Annotated in this window: 7 protein-coding genes; all 7 read left to right on the forward strand. The window is 67.7% G+C overall.

The genetic code is table 11. From position 1 onward, the window contains the following. Positions 1 to 685: acyl-CoA dehydrogenase domain-containing protein (locus QZ609_RS21500; RefSeq protein WP_295499371.1), on the forward strand; the 685-nt coding region annotated here is incomplete at its 5' end. A gap of 15 nt (positions 686 to 700) precedes the next feature. Further along, entirely contained in the window at positions 701 to 2,113 is a 1,413-nt protein-coding gene (locus tag QZ609_RS21505; RefSeq protein WP_295499374.1) for a 3-oxoacyl-ACP reductase, read from the forward strand. 4 nt (positions 2,114 to 2,117) lie between these two features. Continuing rightward, positions 2,118 to 3,062 (forward strand): MaoC/PaaZ C-terminal domain-containing protein, encoded by a 945-nt coding sequence (locus tag QZ609_RS21510; protein ID WP_295499377.1) that lies wholly within the window; start codon positions 2,118 to 2,120, stop codon positions 3,060 to 3,062. A 4-nt stretch (positions 3,063 to 3,066) separates the two neighbouring features. Further along, positions 3,067 to 4,380 (forward strand): acetyl-CoA C-acetyltransferase, encoded by a 1,314-nt coding sequence (locus QZ609_RS21515; protein WP_295499380.1) that lies wholly within the window; start codon positions 3,067 to 3,069, stop codon positions 4,378 to 4,380. Positions 4,381 to 4,475: 95 nt separating this feature from the next. Then, positions 4,476 to 6,212, forward strand: a complete 1,737-nt coding sequence (locus QZ609_RS21520; protein ID WP_295499382.1) for an AMP-binding protein — start codon at positions 4,476 to 4,478, stop codon at positions 6,210 to 6,212. Between the two features lie 38 nt (positions 6,213 to 6,250). Then, entirely contained in the window at positions 6,251 to 7,147 is an 897-nt protein-coding gene (locus QZ609_RS21525; protein ID WP_295499385.1) for a DUF1571 domain-containing protein, read from the forward strand. Positions 7,148 to 7,352: 205 nt separating this feature from the next. Continuing rightward, positions 7,353 to 8,252, forward strand: a complete 900-nt coding sequence (locus QZ609_RS21530; RefSeq protein WP_295499388.1) for an OmpW family outer membrane protein — start codon at positions 7,353 to 7,355, stop codon at positions 8,250 to 8,252. Positions 8,253 to 8,430 lie beyond the last annotated feature (178 nt).

Here is an 8,430-nt window from a genome sequence, read left to right on the forward strand (position 1 = left end):
CACGCTCAAGCGTCGCGAGAGCATCACCGGGCGGCTGGGCGACATCCTCTCGCAGCTCTACCTGATCTCGTCCGCGCTCAAGCGCTTTGAAGACGAAGGGCGCCCCGCCGAGGACGCAGCGCTGATGCACTGGTCGGTGCAGGACGCGCTGGCCCGTGCGTACGAAGCGCTCGACGGCGTGCTGGCCAACTTCCCGAACCGCCGCGTGGCAGGCGTGCTGCGCGCGCTGACCTTCCCGTTCGGTTCGCCCTATCGCAAGCCGGCGGATACGTTGGCCGCACAGGTGGCCGAACTCATGCAGACGCCGGGGGCCGCACGCGAGCGCCTGGTCGCCGACTCGTATTGCCCGGCGCCCGAGATCGACCCGATCGCCTATGGCGAAGCCGCCTTCCGCCTGCAACCGCAAGTCGATGCGATCGAGCAGCGCTTGAAACCCGCCATCCGCGCAGGCAAGCTGCCGCCCGTGCCGCAAAGCCTGCCCGAGTTCGAAGCGTGGACGTCGCAAGCCGTGGCACAGAACCTCATCAGCGAGGACGAACGCACGCAACTGCGCGACTACGCCCGCTATGGCGAGCACGCCGTCGCCGTGGACGACTTCCCACCCGACTTCAATCTGTTGGCCGACCTGCAGCGCCGCAAGGACGCGCTCGCTGCCCTGCACGCCGCCGAACGCCACGCAGCCTGATCCACGACAACAACAATGCAAGACAAGTACCTCGATTTCGTTGGTTCCGGTTTCGGCAAATGGCTGTCGGCCAACCTCGGCCTGCCGCAACCGGTGCCGCTGCGCCGCTATCAGCCGGACGCGCCTGAGTTTGTCGGCCCCTTCCTGGTGGGCGCCGCGCCGGGCGGTGCGCTGCGCGAGACGCTGGCCGCGCTGTTTGCCGAGATCGGCGTGCCCACGCGCTTTCATGAGAGCGACCCGGCATGGCTCGGTGCGGCCAACCGGCATGGGCAGATCACCGGCCGCTTCGTGGCGCCGACGGGCAAGGAAGGCGAGGCGTACGACAGCATCGGCGGCATCGTCTTCGACGCCACGGGCATCACGTCGACCGAGGGGCTGGATGCGCTGTATCACGTATTCCACGACGGCGTGCGCGCCATTGGCCGCTGCGGGCGCGTGGTGGTGATCGGCCGACCGCCGGAGGGTTGCAGGACGCCGCAGGCAGCCATCGCCCAGCGCGCGTTGGAAGGGCTGACGCGTTCACTGGGCAAGGAGATCCGGCGCGGCTGCACGGCGCAGCTCGTCTACGTGGCCGAGGGTGCGGAGAATGTGGCGGCGTCGACGCTGCGCTTTCTGCTGTCGGCGCGCTCGGCCTATGTGTCGGGGCAGGTGGTGCGCGTGCGGCCGGCCGCGCAAGTCTCGGTGGACTGGCAGAAGCCGCTGGCCGGGCGGACCGCGCTGGTGACCGGCGCTTCGCGCGGCATCGGCGCGGCGATTGCGCACGTGCTGGCGCGTGACGGCGCACGGGTGCTGTGCCTGGACGTGCCGGCCGCGCAGCAGGCGCTCGACGCCGTGGCGCAGGAGGTCGGCGGCGAGACTCTTGCCTATGACATCGCCGCACCGGAGACGCCGGCTCAGCTCGCGCAGCAACTCGCTGCCCTGGGTGGCATCGACATCCTCGTGCACAACGCCGGCATTACGCGCGACAAGACCATCGCCCGCATGACCGAAGCCGCCTGGCGCAGCGTGCTCGACATCAATCTGAGCGCACAGCTGCAGATCAACGATGCATTGCTGGCGGCCAACGCGCTGCGGGCGGGCGGGGCCATCGTCTGCGTGTCGTCCATCAGCGGCATTGCGGGCAACCTGGGGCAGACCAACTATGCGACGTCCAAGGCCGGCGTGATCGGGCTGGTACAGGCCAGCGCGCCGGCGCTGGCCGAGCGCGGCATCACCATCAACGCGGTGGCCCCGGGCTTTATCGAGACGCAGATGACGGCGGCGGTGCCGTTCGCCATCCGCGAGGCCGGCCGCCGCATGAACGCGATGAGCCAGGGCGGCCTGCCCGTAGACGTGGCGGAGACCATTGCCTGGTTCGCCTGCCCCGCGTCCACCGGCGTGACCGCCAACGTGGTGCGCGTGTGCGGGCAGAGCCTGCTGGGCGCGTGACGACATGACCAAGCTCGCCCCCATGCGCACGCTCGCTCCATCCCGCCAGCCGGTGCCGCCTGCCTTCGCCAGCACGCAGTTGCTGGTGGTGGTGCCGCCGTCGACGGGGGCGCTGGCGTGGCGTGCGTTGCTGTCGCAGCGCAAGGGCAAGCGCGGAGGGCCGCTGCCCCGACGCACGCTGGTACGGCAGGAAGTGCCGCTCGATGCCGAGCACATTTCGCAGTACGCGGCGGTATGCGGATTCTCGCCGGCGCATGGCGTGCCAATGACGTATCCGCATCTGCTCGGCTTTCCGCTGCAGCTGATGCTGATGACGGAGACGGCGTTTCCGTTCCCCGTCATCGGCCTGGTGCATCTGGGCAACACCATCCGCCAGCACCGTCCGCTGGAGGTCGGTGAGCGCGTGCGCGTGGAGGTGCGCCCACGCCGGTTGTTCCAGCATGCGCGCGGCCAGGCCTTCGCCATCGAGACCGTCATCCTGCGGGCGGGCACGGTGGTGTGGCAATCGCTGTCAACGTACTTGCGCGTGGGCGTGGCCGCACCGCAGGGCGCGCCGCTCATCGCGCTGCCCACCGCACCGGATCTGGCGCCCGACGGCCAATGGGCGATCCCCGCCGACACCGGCCGCCGCTATGCGCGCGTGTCGGGCGACTGGAACCCGATCCACGTGTCCGGCCTCGGCGCGCGGCTATTCGGCTTTGCCCACCCGATCGCGCATGGCATGTGGACCAAGGCGCGCGCGCTGGCGGCGCTGCTGCCCGAGACACCGGTGGCCCAGGCCGAGGTGACGGTCGAGTTCAAGGCACCGCTGATGCTGCCGGGCACGGCCACGTTGTGGCGCGGCGCGTCGTCGGCGCCTGAAGCGTTCGAGGTGCGCGACGCGTCTGGCGACAAACCCTATCTGCGCGGCGTGCTGACGCTGCCGCTCCCACCACACTCCGGAGACTGAACCCATGCTCGTCAACGCGCAGGTGCGCCGCGTCGCCATCCTCGGGGGCAACCGCATCCCGTTCGCCCGCTCGAATACGGCCTACGCCACCGCGTCGAACCAGCAGATGCTGACCGCCGCACTGCAGGGTCTGATCGACCGCTTCAACCTGCACGGCCAGCGGCTGGACGAGGTGGTGGCGGGCGCCGTCATCAAGCACGCGCGCGATTTCAACCTCACGCGCGAGTCGGTGCTGTCCACCACGCTGGCCAAGCAAACGCCCGCGTACGACGTGCAGCAGGCCTGCGGCACCGGGCTGGAGGCTGCCATCCTGGTCGCCAACAAGATCGCGCTCGGGCAAATTGAGGTGGGCATCGCCGGTGGCACGGATACCACCTCTGATGCGCCCGTCGGCCTGAACGAAAAGATGCGCAAGATCCTGCTGGAGGCCAACCGTGCCAAATCGACCGGCGAACGCATCAAGGCGCTGGCAGGGTTGCGACCATCGATGTTCGTGCGCCCCCTGCTGCCACGCAACAGCGAGCCGCGCACCAACCTCTCCATGGGCGAGCACTGCGAGCAGATGGCCAAGCGCTGGGGCATCCGCCGCGAAGACCAGGACGCACTCGCCCTGCGCAGCCACCAGAACCTCACCGCCGCCTACGAACGCGGCTTCTTCACCGACCTGATGACCGCCCACCTGGGCCTAGACCGCGACAACAACCTGCGCGGCAACCTCAGCGCCGAACAGCTCGCCAAGCTGCAGCCAGTGTTCGACCGCAGCGCCGCCGGCACGCTCACCGCCGGCAATTCCACGCCGCTCACCGATGGGGCCTCGTGCGTACTGCTGGCCAGCGAGGATTGGGCGCGCGCGCACAACCTGCCGGTGCTCGCCTACATGACGTGCGCGGATACCGCCGCCGTCGATTTCTTCAGTGGCACGCCCGAGCAGAACGAGGGCCTGCTGATGGCGCCGGCCTATGCCGTCTCGCGCATGCTCCAGCGCGCCGGCCTGACGCTGCAGGACTTCGACTACTACGAGATCCACGAGGCCTTCGCGGCCCAGGTGCTGTGCACGCTGGCGGCATGGGAATCGCCCGAATACTGCCGCGAGAAGCTCGGCCGCGCGGCACCGCTGGGCAGCATCGACCGCAGCAAGCTGAACGTGAATGGCAGCTCGCTGGGCACCGGCCATCCGTTTGCCGCCACCGGCGGGCGCATCGTCGCCACGCTGGCCAAGATGCTGGCGCAACGCGGCAGCGGGCGCGGGCTGGTGTCGATCTGCGCGGCGGGCGGGCAAGGCGTGGTCGCCATCCTGGAGCGCCCTGAACAGATGTAGCACGCATCCTGCGGGCCGCCACGGGAACCGGCCCACCACCCCAACGCCCAGCGGCATACAACTACGATTCGCCGCGACCCCATGGAGGAGACGCCATGAACACCGTTGCCGAACGCAACAGCCTGACCGACCGACTCTGGCTCAAGTCGTATCCCGACGGCGTGCCGGCGGACATCAACCCCGACCGCTACCACTCGCTGGCCGAGGTATTCCGCGAATCGGTGGAGAAGTACCGCAACCGCAGCGCTTATGTCAGCGTCGGCACGGAAATGACGTACGGCGAATGCGAACGCCAGGCCAAGCACTTCGCGGCGTGGCTGCAGTCGCGCGGCGTCAAGAAGGGCGACCGCGTGGCGATCATGCTGCCCAACAGCCTGCAATACCCGGTGTGCCTGTTCGGCACGCTCATGGCGGGCGCCATCGTCGTCAACGTCAACCCGCTCTATACGGTGACGGAACTCGCCCACCAGCTGCGTGACTCGGGCGCGCAGACCATCGTGGTGTTCGAGAACTTCGCGCGCACGCTGGAGCAGGCGTTGCCGGGCACGCAAGTGCGCAACATCGTCGTGACCGGTATTGGCGACCTGATGGGCGGCGCCATCAACCTGAAGGGCCGAGCGCTGAATTTCCTGATGCGCCACGTGCAGAAACAGGTGCCGGCCTACCGGCTGCCCTCACCGATCGGCCTGCGCGACGCACTGGCCGCCGGGCGTGGACGCACGCTGCAGCCAGTGCCACTGGCGCCACAGGACGTCGCCTTCCTGCAATACACCGGCGGCACCACGGGCGTGGCCAAGGGCGCGATGCTCACCCACCGCAACATCATCGCCAACCTGCTGCAGGCCGAGGAGTGGTCCAAGAGCATCTCCAGCGACGAGGCGGAATCCAACGTCACGCTGCTGCCGCTGTACCACATCTTCTCGCTCACGGTGAACCTGCTGATGTTCATGACGCGCGGCGGGCGCAACATCCTGATCGCCAATCCGCGCGACACCAAGCGCGTGCTCTTCATCTTGCGCAACGAGCGCTTCTCGGGCATCGCGGGTGTCAACACGCTGTTCAATGCGCTGCTGGAAGACCCGGAGTTCGCCAAGCGCGATTTCTCGGCCATGAAGATCACCATCGGCGGCGGCATGGCGGTGCAGCGCGCGATCGCCCAGCGCTGGAAGCAGGTGACCGGCCACACCATCGTCGAGGGCTATGGCCTGACCGAGTGCTCGCCGGTGGTGACGATGAACCCACCGGACATCAGCGAGTTCACCGGCTCGATCGGGCTGCCGGCGCCGTCCACCGAGGTGCGCTTTCTGCGCGACGACGGCAGCATCGCGCCGCTGGGCGAGCCCGGCGAGCTGCAGGTGCGCGGGCCCCAGGTCATGCGCGGCTACTGGCAGCGCCCCGACGAGACCGCCAAGTCCATCGACGCCGATGGCTGGTTCTCCACCGGCGACATCGGCGTGATGGACCCGCGCGGCTACATCCGCCTGATCGACCGCAAGAAGGACATGATCCTGGTCTCCGGCTTCAACGTGTACCCCAACGAGATCGAAGACGTGGTCGCGCTGCACCCGGACGTGCTGGAGGTGGCGGCCATCGGCGTGCCGGACCCGGTGGCGGGCGAGCGCGTGAAGATCATCGTGGTGCCGCGCAACGGCGCGCTGACGGAGGCCGACCTGCTCACGCACTGCCGCGCCCACCTGACCGGCTACAAGATGCCGCGCATGGTCGAGTTCCGCCACGAGGAGCTGCCGAAATCGACAGTCGGCAAGATCCTGCGCCGCGAGCTGCGCGATGCCGACCCGGACATCCGTCGCGCCCGCGCCGCGCAGGGCTGACCCATCGCAAACCGCATCCACCGAGACCGGAGGCACACATGCAGATCCGCTCCCTTGTGCTCGCCACGGCGCTGGCCTGGACGGCCGGCGCCTGGGCCCAACCGCAAGCGGTGCCGCCGGCCGACGCTGCATCGGCCGCGCCCGCGCAATCCGCCGCCGTCGCCAGCTTTGCCGCCATGGACGTCGCCGGGCAGGCCACCTGGTTAGGGTCGCACGTGCGCGACGGCAGCCTGGCGACGTGGCCCGACGGCGATCTCCTCGCCATGGTAGGCGCGTTGAAGCCCGGCACGCTCACGCGCTGGCTGCGCACTGAAGTCGACCGGCTGCCCGAATACGAATACCGCATGCGCCGCCAGGAGCGCGTGAAGGACCAGTGGCAGAGCCAGCCGGCCTTGATGGAAGTCCGTTATCGCAACGCGCCGCGCCAGGTCTACGCGCGCTGGCTCAAGGGCGGCGCGCGCGCCGGCCAGGAAATCATCTACGACGAGACCGTGCGCCGCGACGAGATGTATGGCCACCTGGGCGGCCTGTTCGGCTTTGCCGCCATCTGGAGCGCGCTGGATGGCACGCTGGCCAAGTCGCAGTCCAACCACACCGCGCGCGAGCTGGGGTTGCAGTTCATGGTCGATTCGTTGGAGCGGGATGCGCGCGCCTATGCCGCGGCCGGCCACTCCGGCAAGTTCGACGAGGTGAAGATCGTCACGGAAGACGGCGAGCGCATGCTGCGCCTGACCCGGGACGCACCGAGCGGGCCGCCCGCGTTCTACGCCAAGCGCGTGCGCCTGTATTTCGATCTCAAGAACCCATGGATCCGTGCCGAAGAGGCCTGGGACGAATCGGGCAATCAGCTCGAGAAAATCGTGATCGAAAACGTCGCGCGCAAGACCTGGAACGACCAGACCTTCAGCCCCAAAAATCCGGAATATAAGTTCTAACCAAATCGCCCGCGGAACGGCATCTTCAAACGCTCCGCCGTCCGGCGGAGCGTTTGAAACACGCATAGGGGAAACCCCTGTTGCAGGCGTGTCAGCTAGAGGAAAACTTCGATCAATGCAGCAGAATCGCTGCGTTATGCTGCACCAGACAAATCGCCACACATTTGGCGAAAAAATAATCACATACAACAGAGAGACAAACCACATGACCCGCCACACCCACCGCTTTGCAGCAGCACTCGCCTGCGCCGCTTCCTGCCTGCTCGCTGCTCCCCTCGCCCACGCTCAAGCCACCGCCGATGCCAGCGCAAGCACTGGCAGCAGTGGCCGCGGTTTCAGCGGCTTTATGGACGACTACGTGTGGGGCCGCAACATCATGGCGGTGGGTTGGTTCAACATCCGTCCGATGGATTCGGCCTCGCCGCTGACCACCACCACCAGCGCGCTGGGCCTGGGCACGTACCAGTCGCCGGGCACCGACGTGAAGGTCAGCAACGCCAATACGCTGTCGGTCACGTTCACCCACTTCTTCGACGACAACTGGGCCGGCACCTTCGTCGGTGGCGTGCCGCCCAAGTTCAACCTGTATGGCAGCGGCAACGTGATCGCGCCGATCCCGGTGCTCGGCTCGCTGACGCTGATCAACCTCGGCCTGCCGCAGAACAACCCGGTCGCCACGGTGCGCGAGTGGAGCCCGGCGGTCCAGGTCGAATACCATTTCGGCACGGCGCAGAACAAGCTGCGCCCGTTCGTGGGCGCGGGTGTCAGCTACAACTTCTTCACCAACCTGCGCCTGAACTCGAACTTCGTCAACGCGATGCAGAACCTCGGCCGGACCCTGCAACTGGGCATGGGCCAGATCCCGACCGGCCCGGGCAGGGTGACCGCCGAATCGTCGAGCTCCTGGACGCCGACGGCCACCATCGGCGCGTCGTACGAGGTCGCCAAGAATGTGTTCGCCACGGCCTCGGTGTCCTACCTGCCGCTGAAGACCACCTCGACCATCAACATCTACAGCCAGCAGGGCCAGTTGCTGGCGACCAACAAGACCGATATCAAGGTCGACCCGCTCGTCTTCGGCCTGAACCTCGGCTACAAGTTCTAAGCCCCGCCGGCTTGACGCAGGAACGCCACCTTCGGGTGGCGTTTTTTATTGGCCCGCGACCCGATTATCATGGCGGGGTTTCGCCAACCGACCTCGCTCACCGCCCACCACGTCATCCATGACCCAGCCTTCCATCGCCATCGTCGGAGCCGGCATTGCCGGTGTTGCCTGTGCCAAC

The sequence above is a fragment of the uncultured Ralstonia sp. genome (genome assembly GCA_913056305.1).
Taxonomy (GTDB): Bacteria; Pseudomonadota; Gammaproteobacteria; order Burkholderiales; family Burkholderiaceae; genus Ralstonia.

Coding starts and splice junctions, on each gene's coding strand:
- QZ609_RS21525 (WP_295499385.1), top strand. CDS start 6,251: ATGCAGATCCGCTCCCTTGTGCTCGCCACGGCGCTGGCCTGGACGGCC.
- QZ609_RS21510 (WP_295499377.1), top strand. CDS start 2,118: ATGACCAAGCTCGCCCCCATGCGCACGCTCGCTCCATCCCGCCAGCCG.
- QZ609_RS21515 (WP_295499380.1), top strand. CDS start 3,067: ATGCTCGTCAACGCGCAGGTGCGCCGCGTCGCCATCCTCGGGGGCAAC.
- QZ609_RS21520 (WP_295499382.1), top strand. CDS start 4,476: ATGAACACCGTTGCCGAACGCAACAGCCTGACCGACCGACTCTGGCTC.
- QZ609_RS21530 (WP_295499388.1), top strand. CDS start 7,353: ATGACCCGCCACACCCACCGCTTTGCAGCAGCACTCGCCTGCGCCGCT.
- QZ609_RS21505 (WP_295499374.1), top strand. CDS start 701: ATGCAAGACAAGTACCTCGATTTCGTTGGTTCCGGTTTCGGCAAATGG.